Below are 15160 nucleotides of genomic sequence, written 5' to 3' on the forward strand. Positions count from 1 at the left end.
CCGCCCGGGCCGCGAACGCCGTCGCCGGATTCGCCATCCGAAGCCCACGACCGAGGGAACGAACCACGTGCCTGACTCGAGCGGACCGCATCCCACCCCTGCCGCCCCGGCTGAGAAGAAGCCGCTGACCATCGTGATGGGGTGCGATACCTTCGCCCCCGACGTCAACGGCGCTGCACGTTTCGCCGAGCGCCTCGCCGCCGGCCTGGTCGAGCACGGCCACGACGTGCACATCGTCGCACCGGCCGCGAGCCGCAAGCACGGCACGTGGATCGAGGAGCACGAAGGCCAGAAGATGACGGCGCACCGGCTCCGCAGCTGGCGCTGGTACCCGCACGACTGGCTGCGGTTCGCCCTTCCGTGGATGAGCAAGGCGAACGCGCGCCGGGTGCTCGACGAGGTGAAGCCGGATGTCGTGCACTTCCAGTCGCACATCGTGGTTGGCCGCGGTCTCGCCGCGGAGGCCGAGAAGCGCGGGATCCGCATCGTCGCGACGAACCACGTCATGGCGGACAACATCGTCGAGTTCACGCTGCTGCCGAAGTTCCTGCGCAAGACGTTCGTCAGGCTGGCCTGGGCGGACGCCCGCAAGAGCTTCGACCGCGCAGAGTCGGTCACGACGCCCACCCGCAAGGCGGCCGAGTTCCTCGAGGCGTCCACCGGGCTCCGCGGCGTTCACGCCGTGTCGTGCGGCATCGACGCCCACAACTACACCCCCGACTTCACCCCGCGCAGCGGTAACCGCATCCTGTTCGTCGGCCGGGTCACCGGCGAGAAGCACATCGACGTGCTGCTCAACGCGGTCAAGCTGCTGCCCGAGGACCTGGACGCGCGCCTGCAGATCGTCGGCGGCGGCGACCAGCTCAAGAACCTGCAGTCGATGGCCGAGACGCTCGGTATCGCCGACCGCGTCGAGTTCCTCGGCTACGTGAGCGACGAGGAGCTGCGCCAGGCGTACACGCGCGCAACGGTCTTCGCGATGCCGTCGATCGCCGAGCTCCAGTCGATCGCGACGATGGAGGCCATGGCCTCCGCCCTGCCGGTGGTCGCCGCCGACGCGATGGCGCTGCCGCACCTGGTGCACGAGGGCGAGAACGGCCACCTGTTCCGCCCGGGCGACGCGCAGGACCTCGCGGACAAGCTGGAGAGCGTGCTCCGGCTGCCCCAGGAGGAGCTGGATGTGCTCAAGCGCGCGTCCCTCCGCATCGTCGCCGCGCACGACATCCAGACCACGATCAGCACCTTCGAAAGCCTGTATCGTGGGGAGCCGGTGGCCGAGCCGGTGACGGACGCGGCCCCCAGCGTGCCCGCTCCCGAGTGACCGGAGCCGGCGCACGATCGGGGCGGTAGCTCAGCTGGTCAGAGCAGGGAACTCATAATTCCTCGGTCACGGGTTCAAGTCCCGTCCGCCCTACTTTGCACCCGTGCGGAGGTCGATGCGAGAAGATCCATCGACGCCCCGTGGAACGGTGTGCGATGCACAGAAGCCCTCGATCCCGTTGGCCACGGGTCGGGGGCTCTCCATGCTTCATGGGCCTCTATCTCCGCGCGTACCGCCCCCTATTTCGACGGCGATCTTTTGCGGCGACGACCAACATGAAAACACCGAACAACTCGGACATGGCTGTCATGATGAACGGCCCGTAGTTCGGTGAGGATCGGTCGAGGGACGCCAACCCGTAGACGAGAAGAACGCAGCCCATGCCGCACCACACGAACCCATTCCACAGCGCCGGCTTGCCAACGAACAAGCGCACCCACCGAGGGAAGTCACCTTCATCATTTTGCGCGAGCATCGATTCCCTCACCCGCGGCAAGCCTTGATGTCCGGCAGCCCAGCCGTCGCGACATATCCAATTGCGCCCGAAAGCGCTCGAACGATCAAGCCGGGGCCGTAGATCGATACAACCGCGGTGCCAATCGCGATGTAGCACTCGATCGTGCCGAAAGCCTTCGGGTTCGCAGGGTACCCATACCCGGTGAGCGCAATCGACTGCACCTTTCGTCCGTCGAGATACTTCTGCAGGTATGAGCCCTTGCACGTGCTGAGGGCCGTCCCGCTGGCGATGTAATAGCTGCTGCCGTTCTGAAGAACGCAGTTATATGAGTACATGCCGGTGGAAGGATCAGCGACCACGGGGAACACGGTGTGCTGGTTGAATTCGATCACCTGTGTGAGCGTGCGCCCGTGGACCTCGTAGTGCGTAGGTACGGGGTTCCCGTTGGCATCTTTGGCCCACGCCTTTCCGAAGACCCGCAGCGGGGAACCATCAGCCGCGACGACGGCGACGACGCCTTCCGGGTCCTGCACCAGGGAGGCGCCGCTGGGAACGTCGACCGGGTAGTCGTACCGCTTCGGCGCCTGTGCATTCTCGATCACCGTGGTTATCTGCACGATGCCGTCGGTCTGGATGAGCGGGACTGTGGTGGACCCGTTGTTGTTGTCGTATGCGACGACGCCTGCGAGAGGGGACTGGGCTGCATCGTCGGCGCGCTGGGCGAACGGTAGACCGATCTTCACTGTGCCGCCGAGCGATATACCGTCGGCAGCGGCTACGGGCACGGATACGGCCGGGCCGTCGGGAAGTACAGTTGCCGCCGCAGAGCGCTCGGTTGTTCCTGTTGCCGCAAGCTGGGACAGAGACACCGGGGCGACCGCCTGAATCGCCGCAACCGCATCGGTTGCGTTGACTTCACCGGCGTCCGCAGGTGCGAATCCGGTTAGGCCGGCGGTGAGAATCCCGCCGCACGTGAGAAAGGCGGCCGACGTCAATACACGAGAATTCCGCATGAGATCTACTTCGTTCGTCATCGAACGCGTGGACCAGTTGCTCCTCACCCGCAGAGCGGAAGGTGCGTCGTCCACGACCGGACGGGATATCCCGTCAATCAGGTAGACGAGGAGAGGCGCGGATCATGACGTGTAGGGGACATCGTGTCTTCAGATCGTGCTCCCGTTCATTTCCGCCCCGCTGTTGCGACCGCTGGTCCTGGGCGATCAGACTTCGGGAGCACTCCTGCAGTGGATGGTTCAATCCCCTAGCTATTCCGGGAGCCGGGGGTATCGTGACACGGCATGAACACAACCGGATGGATCGTCCTCATCGTCGTCGTGGTGGTCGTCATCATCGTGATCGCCATCATCGCCGCCACGGTGGGCCGCAACCGCAAGCGCGAGGCGGATCGTCGTAAGGCGGAGGAGATGCGGCAGTCTGCCGCGCAGACCGAACTCGAGGCGCGCGAGCGCGAGGCGAAGGCCGCCCGGGCCGCCGCCGATGCGAAGCAGGCCGAGGTCGACGCCGAACGTCTGCGCCGGGAGGCGGAGGAGCGTCAGAGCGCCGCCGCCGACGCCCGCACCGAGTCGGAGGAGGCCCTGCGCCGCGCCGACCACGTCGACCCCGACGTGCGCACCGACCGTCACGGCAACCGTGTCGACGACGGCGCGCGTGCCGACACCGCTGCACCGGCGGCCGCACCCGGAACGACGGCGGCTCCGGCCCCCGCGCCCGGGACGACCGCGGCACCGGCCGCTCCTGCTCCCGATGCGGCACCTGTCGCCGACCGGCCGCAGGACCCGAACGCGACGGTGGACGACTCGCCGCGCCGTGCCGCACGTCACGAGGCGCCCCGTTTCGACGACGGCACGGGCGGCACCGCCCGCTGAGTCCCGCCCCCAGCTGCGGGCCGTCGGAAGCGAGACCGGCGGCCCGCACTTCTCTGCCGTCGACGCGCACCGCGCTAGCATCGTCACGACCGGCACACGGGACGGAGGTGCGATGCCCGCCCTCGTCATCGTCCCGCATCGCTCAGTGGATGCCGCCCTCGTCGCCCGCGTCGCATCCCGCCTCTCCGAGGGCGACCTCGCGCGGCTGTCGTCGCTGCACCACGACCTCGACGGTCTCGCCGCCTTCGTCGCGGGGCGGGCGGCCCTCCAGCGCGCGCTGAGCGATGCGGGAGCCCCGGAGGCGCGCGTCGACGCGACCTGCCCGGACTGCGGACGCTCGCACGGCCGGCCGGTCGTCGTGGACGGCTCCGGGCGCCTCTCCGTCTCGGTCTCGCACGCGGGCGGACAGGCGTTCGCCGTCGCTGCCCGGCATCCCGTCGGCATCGACGCGGAGACGATGGACGCCCTGCACGGGCGCGCGCAGGCGATCGACGAGCTCGCTCCCGGCCACGGCGACCCCGGACGACGGTGGACGGCCGTCGAGGCCGTGCTCAAAGCCGACGGGAGGGGGCTGCGGCGGGATCCCGCCGCTGTGAGGGTCGGGCGGCTCTCCGCGCGCCTCGACGGCCGCCTCTACGCGCTGCGCACCACGCGCGCGGGCGACTGCCTGGTCACCGTGGCGACCGGCCTACGTCGGAAGGCGTGACCGCGCCGCGAGTTCAGCGCCCGAGCGATGGCAGCCGCGTCTCCCGCAGCCAGGCATCGAAGAAGCCGCCGAGCGGCTCCTCCGAGAAACGTTCCGCGAGCGCCTCGAAATCGGCGCTCGTGACCGTCCCGAACCGGTTCTCCCGCGTCCAGGTCCGCAACAGCTCGAAGAACACGTCGTCGCCCAGCCGCAGCCTGAGTGCGTGCAGCAGGCACGCGCCCCGCTTGTACACGCGGTCGTCGAACATCGAGTCCGGCCCCGGGTCGCCGAGCAGCAGGTCGCCGGGCGTGACGCGCAGAGCGGCGTGATGGATGCGCGCGTGCGCCGCCGCGGACATCCCGCCGGAGACCTCCGACCACAGCCACTCGGCGTAGCAGGCGAACCCCTCGTTCAGCCAGATGTCGTGCCAGGAGGCGAGCCCGACGCTGTTGCCGAACCACTGGTGCGCCAGCTCGTGCGCGACAAGGCGCTCCGAACCGTTGCGTCCGTCGGCGTGCGACGACCCGAAGGTCGCCATCGCCTGGGATTCGAGCGGGATCTCCAGCGGATCCTCGGTGACGACGACCGTGTACGACGGGAACGGGTACGGCCCGAACAGCATCTGGAAGCGCTCCAGCATCCGCCCGACGGGTTCGAAGTCGTGCAGCACGCGGCGTGCGAGAGCGGGCGGATAGGCGACCACCCACTCCACACCGGCCGTCCGCCGCGGTTCGAGCGTGTAGCGGCCGATCTGCACCGAGGCGAGGTAGGTCGCCGTCGGCTCCTCGCGCTCGAACGTCCACGTCCCGCGGCCTCCGCTGACGCTGTGCCCGGTCGGCTCGCCGGTCGCGAGCACCGTGTACGCCTGCTCGGTCGTCACGCGGATGCCGTAGGCGGCGCGGTCGGAGGGCCGGTCGTTGCACGGGAACCAGGTGGGCGCTCCCGAGGGCTGCGAGGCCACGATGACCCCGTCGGTCAGCTCTTCCCAGCCGAGCGTGCCCCAGCGGGTCCTGCGCGGCACGGGCGAGCCGTCGTAGGCGATCTCGACGACGAACTCCTCGCCGGCCGGGATGGGCGACGCCGGAAGGATGCGGAGGTGCGTCGCGCTCTGGCTGAACCGGGCGCGCTTCTGCCCGTCCACCCGCACCTTCTTGGCCTTGAGGTGCACCAGGTCGAGCATGATCGCCGTCAGCGGGACCTCGGCCCGCGCGCGGATCAGCGCCGTCGCATCCAACCGGTTCGTCGTCACCCGGTAGTCGAGGTCGAGGTCGTACCGGAGGACCGAGAAGTCGTGGGTGCCGGAGCGCGGCAGGTAGGTGTGCGGTGCTCCGTCGCTCATCCGCCGGCCCGCGCCCGGTACTCGCGCACGACGACTTCGCGCCACGGACCGATCGGGTTGCCGCTCCAGCGACTGCCCGCGGGGACCGTCTCGCCGCGCATCACGAGGGAGGCGGGCCCGACGGTCGCGTCGGCGCCGATATCGGCGGCGGGGAGGATGACGCTGTGCGGCCCGAGCGTTCCGCCGCGTTCGATGGTGACCTGGTCCATGCTCATGATTCGATCATGGAACAGGTGCGTCTGCACGACGCAGCCCCGATTGACGGTGGATGCGTCGCCCAGCGTGACCAGATCGGCCTCCGGGAGCCAGTAACTGTCGATCCAGACGCCGGAGCCGATCCGCGCGCCGAGGCTGCGCAGCCACCACACCAGCGCGGGGGTTCCGGAGGCCGCCCAGGCGAACCAGGGCGCCGCGACCATCTCGGTGAACGTGTCGGACACCTCGCTGCGCCACACGAACGACGACCAGAGGGGATGCTCGCCCGGCTTCAGCCTCCCGATCAGCGCCCACTTGGCGGCGGTGCTGAGCGCTGCGGCGACGGCGCCCGCGAGCAGGAGGACGGGCCCGCTCAGGATGATCGCCCAGATCGGCCCCCAGGCCACGTCCACGGCGCCCAGCGCGATGACGACGGCCAGGCCGATGGCGCACGTGACGATCACGGGCACGATCCGCAGCAGCTCCCACGCGGTGCGGGCGACCCGCAGGCGCGTCGGCGGCTCGAAAGTGCGCGAGAGGTCGGCGTCCTGCGTCTGGCGGCGGAGCTTCACGGGCGGAGAACCCAGCCACGACGTGCCGGCCTTCGCCTTGCGCGGCGCGAACGACAGCACGGCGACCAGCCCGTCGCGCGGGACGCGGTTGCCCGCTCCGGCCATCCCCGAGTTTCCGAGGAAGGCGCGCGCCCCGATGTCGACCGCGGCGATGCGGACGTATCCGCCCCCGAGCTCGTACGACGCCACGAGCGTGTCGTCGGCGAGGAATGCGCCGTCGCGGATTCGGGTCATCCGGGGGAGGAGCAGCACGGTCGACGCCTCGACATCGGAGCCCACCCGGGCACCGAGCATCCGCAGCCAGACCGGCGTGAACAGGCTCGAGTACAGCGGGAAGAGCATCGTGCGGGCCTGGTCGAGCAGACGCTCCGTCGACCATGCCTGCCAGCCCGTCCTGCTGCGGACCGGGTAGACGCCCTCGCGCATCCCGATGCCGAGCAGCCTGACCAGCACGACGACCAGCGCGGCGAGCACGACGCCGGCGACGAGCGTGCCGGGAACCAGGCCGGCCGCAGCGCGGGCGATCACGTCGCCCCAGCCGGCCGCACCACGGAGGAAGGCGGCGACCACCGCGGCACCCGCCGCGAGGGCGACGACCGGGACGAGCGAGACGACGATCGACGACAGCGCGTACGCGGCGAGCCAGCGGGTCCGGCGTTGCGGCCGCTCCTGCGGCCACCAGTCGTGCGCCCGACCGACGCGGACCGCGGGGGAGCCTGACCAGTTCTGACCCGCGGGCACCCGGCCGAACACGGCCGAGCCCGGGGCGACGGTCGCGTTGCGGCCGATCTTGGTGCCGGGCATGAGCGAGCTGCGTGCGCCGACCGAGCTGCCGGCGCCGATGCGGATCTCGCCGATCCGCACGACGTCGCCGTCGATCCAGTAGCCGGCCAGGTCGACCTCCGGTTCGATGGATGCGCCGGCGCCGATGCGCAGCATGCCGGTCACCGGCGGCAGGGTGTGGAGGTCGACGCCGCGGTCGATCGTCGCACCGAGCGCGCGGGCGTAGTACAGGATCCACGGGGCTCCCGCGAGGCTGGCGGCGCCGATCTGGTGGGCGACCTGCTCGGCCAGCCACAGCCGGAGGTGCACGCCGCCGCCACGGGGATGATCGCCCGCCCGCACCCCGAGCAGGAGCAGCCGGGCGGCGACCACCGCGATCGCCATACGACCCCAGGGCGTGACGAACACGACGAGCCCGAGGATGAGCCAGACCGGGTCGGCCGCGGGCAGCACGTCGAACCCGCCGAAGGGCCGCAGCAGCGCGGACGCGGTCAGCAGGTAGAGCAGCCAGCGGATGCCGCCGAGAATGAACAGCGGGATGCCGAGGACGGTCTGCAGCGCGCGCATCCGGAGCGGGGTCGGCGGGACCACGTGCGTGGACGCGGCCGACGACGACGGCGAGCTCTCCGCCAGCGCCTGCGCCATCGCCCCGAAACGCGGCGTCGCGTACACGTCGGCGACGGTGATGTCGGGATGCCGCCGGCGGATCAGCGACACCAGCTGGGCCGCCGCCAACGAACCTCCGCCCAGGTCGAAGAAGTTGTCGTCGGGGCCGGTGACCGGCAGCCCGAGAACACTGCGCCAGTCGTCCGCCAGCGCGGCTGCCACCGGGTCGTCCGTGGTCGCGCCGTCGGACCCGGTGTCCTCCAGCGGCCACGGCAGCGCGGCCTTGTCCACCTTGCCGGAGGTGCGCACCGGAAGCTCGTCGACCACGGCGAGCAGCGGAACGAGCGCGGCGGGAAGCGTCTCGCGCAGCTGGGCGAGCGAGGCCGCGCGGTCGAAGGATGCGGTATCCGGCACGGCCAGGTAGCCGACCAGGATGTCGTTGCCCGCGGCGGAACGGCGAACCGCGGCCGCGGCGCCGGAGACGCCGGGAAGCTGCTGCAGCGCCGACTCCACTTCGCCCAGCTCGATCCTCCTGCCGCCGACCTTCACCTGGTCGTCGGCACGGCCCTGGTAGAACAGCCCGGCCGGGTCGAACCGCACCAGGTCGCCGCTGCGGTACGCGCGCTCCCAGCCGAGCGTGGGCATCGGCGCGTACTTCTCCGCATCCTTCGCCGGATCGAGGTAGCGGGCGAGGCCGACGCCTCCGATGACGAGCTCGCCGCTCTCGCCGTCCGCGACCGGGCGGCCCTCCGCATCCACCACCGCCAGATCCCAGCCGTCGAGCGGCAACCCGATGCGCACGGGCTCGCCCGCGACCAGCGGCGCCGCGCATGCGACGACGGTCGCCTCCGTCGGCCCGTACGTGTTCCACACCTCGCGCCCCGGTACGGCGAGCCGGCTCACCAGCTCCGGCGGGCACGCCTCCCCGCCGAAGATGAGCAGCCGGACGTTGTCCAGCGCATCCACCGGCCACAGCGCCGCGAGGGTCGGGACGGTGGAGACCACGGTGATGCGGCGGGCGGAGAGCCAGGGGCCGAGATCCATCCCGGTACGGACGAGCGCGCGCGGTGCGGGCACGAGGCAGGCGCCGTGCGCCCAGGCCAGCCACATCTCCTCACAGGATGCGTCGAACGCGACCGAGAGCCCGGCGAGCACGCGATCCTGCGGGCCCATCGGCTCCTCCTGCAGGAACAGCCGGGATTCGGCGTCGACGAACGCGGCCGCGGACCGGTGGCGCACGGCGACGCCCTTCGGCGTTCCCGTCGAGCCGGACGTGAAGATGATCCAGGCGTCGTCCTCCGGCTCCGGAGGGGCGACGACGGGGAGCGCAGCCGTTGAGGGATGCGGCGCGTCGCGGAGCACCTGCTGCGGCGCGTCCTCGCCCGCCACCACCAGTCCGGCATCGGTCAGGATCGCCCGGACGCCGGCCTCGCCGAAGACGAGGTCGGCGCGTTCCTGCGGGTCGTCAGCGTCCACCGGCACGTACGCCGCGCCGGCCGCGAGCACGCTGAGGATCGCCAGGTACAGCTTCCGGCTGCCTGAGCTCATCCGCACGCCGACCCGGTCGCCCCGGCTCACGCCGTGCTCGCGCAGACGGCCTGCGCCGGCCGCGACCCGCGCCAGGAGTTCGCGATAGCTCAGCGCTCCCGCGGCGTCCTCCAGCGCGGAGGCATCGGGGAAACGGCGCGCCGTCTCCGTCAGGATGTCGATCAGCGTTCGCGCGGGAGGCGCATCCTCCGACCGCAGCAGCAGACCGGCGCGCGGGCTGCCGGCTGTCGGCACGTCGCCGTCGGACACATCGGTCAGGGGAGCATCGGCCACGGCCGCACGCTACGGGTGCCCGGTAAAGCGCCGGTGAACGGACGCCCCGATCACCCCTCGCCCAGCGCGTGCAGCAGCTGGGCCTTGTTCATGCGCGAGTACCCCTGGATGCCACGCGCCTTCGCCCGGTCGCGCAGTTCGCGGAACGTCGGGATGCCGGTGCTCGACGCGGGCGCCGCCACGTGCTCGACGATCTGCTTCGCCGAGGTCCGTGCGTCGTCCGCGGTCTTCTTGGCCCGGCGGACCGCCTTCTTCGCATCCTTCGCGGCCTGCTGGAGGCGGTCGGCCAGATCCTCCGCCTCGCGCCGTGTCTTCTTGTCGAGCTTCTTGACCGCCTGCTCCGCTTCGCCGACGGCGACCCGCGCCGCGTCGAGTGCCTTCTCGGCGGCCTTCTCGGCCTTGCTCTTCGCCACAGCCCCTCCTTCGGGTTCCGCCCTGCTGGGGCTTACCCTACGGCGCGGGGAAGCTGTGGGGACTAGTGGATTTCCGCGTCCTCTTCCAGGCGGCCGAGCAGCGCGTCCAGAATGGGCCGCTGGGCTTTCGTCAGCTTCAGGCGCGCATCTTCCACCGAGAACCACCGGGCGTCGTCGATCTCGGGGAACTCCTGCATCCGCCCGGATTGCGGGGGCCACTCCAGCTCGAACGTGTTGCTGTCGATCGCGTCCGGCTCGAACTCCGACTCGGCGGCGAACACGACGATCGTCTTGCCCGAACCGCGGAACTCGCCGAGCGGGACGTAGTCGGCATCCGGCGCGGGGGAGCCCATCTCCTCGGCGAACTCGCGGCGCGCGGCGGCCAGCTCGTCGCCCAGGTCGTCGGACTCCACGATGCCTTTCGGCAGCGACCATGCCCCCTCGTCCTTGCGCGCCCAGAACGGGCCGCCCATGTGGGCGATCCACACCTCGACGGCGGCGCGACGGCGGTAGAGCAGGAGGGCGGCGCTGCGGACGGGCATGCGTCCAGCCTCCCACGCCGCGTCTCCGTATGACAGCGCGGCGAGAGCGGCGGCCGGCGGCGACTAACGTGGAGCTGTGGACTCGGGAGACGCGTGGGTGGAAGGGCCGGACGGCCAGCGGTTCTGGGGTCGGTTCGGCGCCGCCGGGCTGCTCGTGCACGACCTGCGGCGCGGCATCCTGCTGCAGCACCGGGCCGACTGGAGTCACTTCGGCGGCACCTGGGGGCTCCCGGGCGGAGCGCGCCACGCCGGTGAGAGTGCCGTCGACGGGGCGTTGCGGGAGGCCGCGGAGGAAGCGGCTGTGCCGCCCGACGCGGTGCACGTGCTGTTCGAGAGCGTGCTCGACCTCGGCTTCTGGTCGTACACCACCGTCGTCGGTCAGGCCGTGCGTCCGTTCGAGCCGCACATGGCGGACGTGGAGAGCATCGAGCTGCGCTGGGTCCCGGTCGACGAGGTGAGCGCGCTCCCACTGCATCCCGGCTTCGCGGCGTCGTGGCCCCAGCTCCGCGCGCGCCTCACCGCCCTCTCGGACTGACCGCCCAGCCAACCTGACACCCCAGCCAACCTGACGCCCCAGCCAACAGTTCCTGAGTTTTTCGGGTCGACACGCCGGCCTGGGCCGGAAAACTCAGGAGCTGTTGGCTGGGGGCGTGGGTCAGGAGGCGACGCGCGGCCAGAGCAGGGCGCCGGGGACGTCCTCGCAGCCGTCGGGCAGACCCGTGTACGACGCGGCACCGGGATACGGCACCGTGCCCGGGTACGCCGGTGCCCCGGGATAGCCGGGCCGGCCGCGGTACGGGGCGTCGGCGCGGGCGAACAGCCGGTCGCCGCGGACGGTTCCCAGATAGTCGCCCTCGGGCGTGACGGCGTCGTCGTCGCCCCAGGGGAACCATCCGATCCAGTCGCCATCGGGGTTGAAGAGGTCGCGGGAGGTCAGGTCGCTTCGGAACGCGATCCAGACCCCCTGGCTGTCGTGCAGGTAGACGGTCATCGTCGATCATGCCTTTCGGGTCGGCATCGTCGTTCCGTGAATTATCCTCAGCTGCGGGCCCGCACGCAAGCATTCGGGCGTCGGTCCGTGTCGGCGGTCGCGGCGAGAATGGGAGGGTGCACATCCTCCTCGAGCGCGTCGGGCGCGGCGACGTCCGCGCGACGCGGCTCGATCCGTCGCACGGCGGCGGGGCCGAGCGGAGCGCGACCCTTGCGCTCGACGCCCTGCCGGAGCTCGTGCGTACGGAGGAGACGGGCGCGGCAGGCGGCGGCGATCGGCCGCGCTGGGTGTGGGATGACACGCGGGCCTGGTATCCCACGCTCCTCTCCGCCGGGGTGCGGGTGGAGCGCTGCGTCGACCTGCGGCTCTGCCACGTGATCCTCCGCAACTCCACGCTGACCGCATCCACACCTCTGGCGCGTGCCGAGCCGGGTGCCTGGGATGTGGCGGTCGAGCCCGAGGCCGAGTCGCCGGCCTCGCACACGGCCCTCTTCGACTTCGACGAGGCCCTCTTTGATTCTGAGGAGCCGGCCGAGACGGCGAACGCGACCACGCCATCCATTCGCGATGAGTTCGCAGCGCAGGAGGAGGCCGTCGCCGCGAGCGCCGACCCGCGCCGCCTGCGGCTCCTGCTCGCGGCCGAGTCCGCAGGCGCGCTCATCGGAGTGGAGCTGCAGCACGCCGGCCTGCCCTACAGCGCCGAGCGGCACGACGAACTGCTGACCGGCCTGCTGGGCCCCCGTCCCGCGTACGGTCGTCCCGCCGTACTGGAGACCCTCGCGCGGGAACTCCGCGACCAGCTGGATGCGCCCGATCTGAACCCCGACAGCCCGCCGGACCTGCTCAAGGCCCTGCAGCGCGCCGGCATCATGGCGACCTCGACGCGGTCATGGGAGCTCCGGCGCATCGAACACCCCGTCATCGACCCGCTGCTGCGCTACAAGAAGCTGTCGCGGCTGCTGACCGCGAACGGATGGACGTGGCTGGACGCCTGGGTGCACGACGGCCGCTTCCGGCCGGACTACGTTCCCGGCGGCGTCGTCACCGGCCGCTGGGCGACCCGCGGCGGCGGCGCGTTGCAGCTGCCGCGGCAGGTCCGCGGGGCCGTCGTGGCCGACCCGGGCTGGAAGCTGGTCGTGGCGGACGCCGCCCAGCTCGAGCCGCGCGTCCTCACCGGACTCTCCGGCGACCAGGCGATGGCCGCCGCCGGCCGGGGCAAAGACCTCTACGAGGGCATCGTCGCGTCCGGCGCCGTCGAAGCCCGCGCGCAGGCGAAGGTCGCCATGCTCGGCGCGATGTACGGGGCGACGACGGGGGAGAGTGGCCGGCTGATGCCGCGACTCACGCGCGCCTTCCCGCGGGCCGTCCGGCTCGTGGAGGAGGCGGCGCGGGCGGGGGAGCGCGGCGAGAAGGTCACATCCCGGCTCGGCCGCAGTTCGCCGGTTCCGGGCGGCCGATGGGCTGCGGCTCAATCGGCGGCGTCGGCGTCCGATGCGACCGAGGCCGACGAACGGCGCGCCCGCAGCCTGTCCCGTGACTGGGGCCGGTTCACCCGCAACTTCGTCGTACAGGCCAGCGCCGCCGAGTGGGCGCTGTGCTGGATGGCGGAGCTCCGCAACCGCCTGACCGCCCTCGCGCCGGATGCACCCCTCACCGCATCCCCTCATCTCGTCTACTTCCTGCACGACGAGGTCATCGTCCACACCCCGGAGGCGCTGGCGGACGAGGTCGCTGCCGCCGTGCACGCCGCGGCGGAGCAGGCGGGCAGGCTGCTGTTCGGCGGATTCCCGGTGGAGTTCCCGGTGACGGCCGCGATCGTCGACAGCTACGCTGAGGCGAAATGACGTCGCCCGCGGAATGCCCGAGTGTCGGAGTTGGTTGTCACCTCCGACCTGACCGAGGATGGAGACCATGACCGACACTGCCGCTGCCGCTCCCACCGACCCGGACGCCGTCCTGGCCCGCTACCGCGCCCGCCGCGAACAGGCCGTGACCGCGCCGCAGGGCAACCTGGCGCTGGTGAACACCCAGTGGATCACGGGAGAGCCGGACTCGGAGCAGCCGATCTGGGGCGTCCCCGGTCTCTGGTCTCCGCTGCCGAAGGGCCAGTCGGGCCTCAAGGTCACCGCCGCGGCGACCGACAACATCTTCGTCGACGACGTCCTGGTCGACGGCTCGGCGATCGTCCGCGGCAAGGATGACCCCAACCCCGGCACGATCCGTTTCAGCGACACGGTCAGCGGATTCGTCATCGCCAGCGAGGACGGCGACTACGCGCTCCGCGTGTGGGACGCGAACTCCGAGGCGATCCAGGAGTTCGGCTCGATCGACGCCTTCCCGTTCAACCCGGAGTGGATCATCCAGGCCGCGTTCACCCCGATCGAGGGCGGCAAGACCGTCGGCTTCGAGCACCTCAAGGACGACGGCGCAACCCGCGACATGGTCATCCCGGGCGAGATCACCTTCACCAAGGACGGCGTCGACTACAACCTCGCCGCGTTCAAGGCGGGCCGCGCCCTCCAGCTCGTCTTCGCGGACACGACGAACGGCGACAGCACCTACTCGGTCGGCCGGTTCCTCTTCGTGGTGCCGAACGAGGACGGCACGGTCACGCTGGACTTCAACCTCGCGGTCCTGCCGCCGTGCGCGTTCAGCTACAACTTCAACTGCCCGCTGCCGCCGGCGCAGAACCGCTTCGCCGTGCCGATCGAGGCCGGCGAGAAGAACGTCCTCAACACGCGGGGCGAGCTGCTGCACTAGGTCGAGCTGCGGCTCTCCGCCTGCGCTGCGGCTCCCGGCGGAGCAGCCGCATCTGAGGCCGGTCGACGGCCGCGCCGCGGACGCTCGGGGGAGCGTGGTTGCACCAGCGCGCCGGGATGTGACCGCAGGGTGGCCGCGACCTCGTCCAGCCACTCGATGGCTGCTTTCGCGCCCAGTTCGGCCGCGCGGTTCGCCGCGAGCAGGGCGCGCGAGTCCGCTTCGTGGGTGAGGTAGCGGATCTTCTCGGCGTAGGCGGCGCGATAGCCGTCGATGACGACCAGCGCATCCACCCCCTCCAGGGAGGCGGCGATCAGCACCTGGTCCTGCATCTCGTCCCAGTCCGGGCGGCCGTCGGCGGGTGCACCGCCGAGCCAGGCTGCTGCCGCCTCCCGTCCCGCCGCGGTCAGCTCGTAGAGCGGAAGGCCGTCGTCGGTGGCGCCTGCGGAAGCGACGAGACCCTGATCCGTCATCCGGTCGAGCGTCGAATACACCTGGCCGGGATTGAGCTGCCGTCGGTGTGCGGCACGGCAGAGGAACTCGCTCTGGAGCTGCGAGCCGTAAGCAGCGCCCTGGGTGAGGAGCGCGAGGAATCCGTTCTGGACCGACATACTCGGTATGCTATTCCGTTCGGTGTTCGCCCGGCGAGCGAATCGCCGAATCACAATCTTGTAACTCCCCGCGGTTCTCGGGCATAATCGTGGCAACGCGCGCGAGCGCTACCGCAACTTCACACGCCGAAGATTTCCATCCGTTCCTGGTCGTAGGGGAAGACGCACCAACGAACGGAGG

General features: G+C 71.1%; 13 protein-coding genes and 1 tRNA gene. 7 read left to right on the plus strand and 7 right to left on the minus strand.

Annotated elements, in window-relative coordinates; translation table 11 throughout:
- Nucleotides 1-67: 67 nt before the first annotated feature.
- A complete protein-coding gene (locus AXZ95_RS10245) occupies nucleotides 68-1321 on the plus strand; it encodes a glycosyltransferase (RefSeq protein WP_026307168.1) in 1254 nt (417 codons plus the stop codon).
- A gap of 19 nt (nucleotides 1322-1340) precedes the next feature.
- Nucleotides 1341-1414 (plus strand) — tRNA-Ile (locus tag AXZ95_RS10250).
- Nucleotides 1415-1804: 390 nt separating this feature from the next.
- Here AXZ95_RS10250 and AXZ95_RS10255 read toward each other — a convergent pair.
- On the minus strand, nucleotides 1805-2866 hold the full coding sequence (locus tag AXZ95_RS10255) for a hypothetical protein (protein ID WP_133638826.1): 1062 nt from the start codon (nucleotides 2864-2866) through the stop codon (nucleotides 1805-1807).
- 210 nt (nucleotides 2867-3076) lie between these two features.
- Between AXZ95_RS10255 and AXZ95_RS10260 the strand changes: the two genes are divergently transcribed.
- Both AXZ95_RS10260 and AXZ95_RS10265 read left to right on the plus strand, forming a co-directional pair.
- A complete protein-coding gene (locus AXZ95_RS10260) occupies nucleotides 3077-3664 on the plus strand; it encodes a hypothetical protein (RefSeq protein WP_018190950.1) in 588 nt (195 codons plus the stop codon).
- A gap of 112 nt (nucleotides 3665-3776) precedes the next feature.
- The gene (locus tag AXZ95_RS10265; RefSeq protein WP_018190951.1) at nucleotides 3777-4370 is read left to right on the plus strand and encodes a hypothetical protein; all 594 of its coding nucleotides are present in this window, start codon (nucleotides 3777-3779) and stop codon (nucleotides 4368-4370) included.
- A gap of 13 nt (nucleotides 4371-4383) precedes the next feature.
- Here AXZ95_RS10265 and AXZ95_RS10270 read toward each other — a convergent pair whose 3' ends face one another.
- From AXZ95_RS10270 to AXZ95_RS10285, 4 genes are all read right to left on the minus strand, one after another.
- Nucleotides 4384-5688: a M1 family metallopeptidase gene (locus AXZ95_RS10270; protein WP_018190952.1), complete on the minus strand. Its 1305-nt coding sequence runs from the start codon at nucleotides 5686-5688 to the stop codon at nucleotides 4384-4386.
- Nucleotides 5685-9665: a Pls/PosA family non-ribosomal peptide synthetase gene (locus AXZ95_RS10275; protein ID WP_018190953.1), complete on the minus strand. Its 3981-nt coding sequence runs from the start codon at nucleotides 9663-9665 to the stop codon at nucleotides 5685-5687. Before AXZ95_RS10275 ends, AXZ95_RS10270 begins: the two co-directional genes overlap by 4 nt.
- A 50-nt stretch (nucleotides 9666-9715) precedes the next feature.
- Nucleotides 9716-10078, minus strand: coding sequence for a hypothetical protein (locus tag AXZ95_RS10280; protein ID WP_018190954.1), 363 nt, complete (start codon nucleotides 10076-10078; stop codon nucleotides 9716-9718).
- Between the two features lie 62 nt (nucleotides 10079-10140).
- Nucleotides 10141-10620: an NUDIX domain-containing protein gene (locus AXZ95_RS10285; RefSeq protein WP_018190955.1), complete on the minus strand. Its 480-nt coding sequence runs from the start codon at nucleotides 10618-10620 to the stop codon at nucleotides 10141-10143.
- Nucleotides 10621-10696: 76 nt separating this feature from the next.
- On the opposite strand from AXZ95_RS10285, the gene AXZ95_RS10290 reads away from it, so the two are divergent.
- Nucleotides 10697-11155 carry an NUDIX hydrolase gene (locus AXZ95_RS10290; protein WP_018190956.1) on the plus strand — a complete coding sequence of 153 codons (459 nt, stop codon included), beginning with the start codon at nucleotides 10697-10699 and terminating at the stop codon, nucleotides 11153-11155.
- Nucleotides 11156-11275: 120 nt separating this feature from the next.
- On the opposite strand, the gene AXZ95_RS10295 is transcribed toward AXZ95_RS10290, so the two are convergent.
- The gene (locus AXZ95_RS10295) at nucleotides 11276-11611 is read right to left on the minus strand and encodes a hypothetical protein (RefSeq protein ID WP_018190957.1); all 336 of its coding nucleotides are present in this window, start codon (nucleotides 11609-11611) and stop codon (nucleotides 11276-11278) included.
- Between the two features lie 116 nt (nucleotides 11612-11727).
- Between AXZ95_RS10295 and AXZ95_RS10300 the strand changes: the two genes are divergently transcribed.
- Nucleotides 11728-13455, plus strand: a complete 1728-nt coding sequence (locus AXZ95_RS10300; RefSeq protein WP_018190958.1) for a bifunctional 3'-5' exonuclease/DNA polymerase — start codon at nucleotides 11728-11730, stop codon at nucleotides 13453-13455.
- Nucleotides 13456-13522: 67 nt separating this feature from the next.
- The gene (locus tag AXZ95_RS10305) at nucleotides 13523-14371 is read left to right on the plus strand and encodes a DUF1684 domain-containing protein (protein ID WP_018190959.1); all 849 of its coding nucleotides are present in this window, start codon (nucleotides 13523-13525) and stop codon (nucleotides 14369-14371) included.
- Here AXZ95_RS10305 and AXZ95_RS10310 read toward each other — a convergent pair.
- Nucleotides 14368-14979, minus strand: coding sequence for a PadR family transcriptional regulator (locus tag AXZ95_RS10310; RefSeq protein ID WP_018190960.1), 612 nt, complete (start codon nucleotides 14977-14979; stop codon nucleotides 14368-14370). The genes AXZ95_RS10305 and AXZ95_RS10310 overlap by 4 nt on opposite strands.
- Between the last annotated feature and the right edge of the window lie 181 nt (nucleotides 14980-15160).

This window comes from Leifsonia sp. 115AMFTsu3.1 (genome assembly GCF_004362795.1).
Classification (GTDB): domain Bacteria; phylum Actinomycetota; class Actinomycetes; order Actinomycetales; family Microbacteriaceae; genus Leifsonia.

Bases quoted from the DNA above. Each gene is read 5' to 3' on its own strand.
- AXZ95_RS10310 (WP_018190960.1), bottom strand. From the start codon at position 14,979: ATGTCGGTCCAGAACGGATTCCTCGCGCTCCTCACCCAGGGCGCTGCT.
- AXZ95_RS10270 (WP_018190952.1), bottom strand. From the start codon at position 5,688: ATGAGCGACGGAGCACCGCACACCTACCTGCCGCGCTCCGGCACCCAC.
- AXZ95_RS10285 (WP_018190955.1), bottom strand. From the start codon at position 10,620: ATGCCCGTCCGCAGCGCCGCCCTCCTGCTCTACCGCCGTCGCGCCGCC.
- AXZ95_RS10265 (WP_018190951.1), top strand. From the start codon at position 3,777: ATGCCCGCCCTCGTCATCGTCCCGCATCGCTCAGTGGATGCCGCCCTC.
- AXZ95_RS10260 (WP_018190950.1), top strand. From the start codon at position 3,077: ATGAACACAACCGGATGGATCGTCCTCATCGTCGTCGTGGTGGTCGTC.
- AXZ95_RS10305 (WP_018190959.1), top strand. From the start codon at position 13,523: ATGACCGACACTGCCGCTGCCGCTCCCACCGACCCGGACGCCGTCCTG.
- AXZ95_RS10295 (WP_018190957.1), bottom strand. From the start codon at position 11,611: ATGACCGTCTACCTGCACGACAGCCAGGGGGTCTGGATCGCGTTCCGA.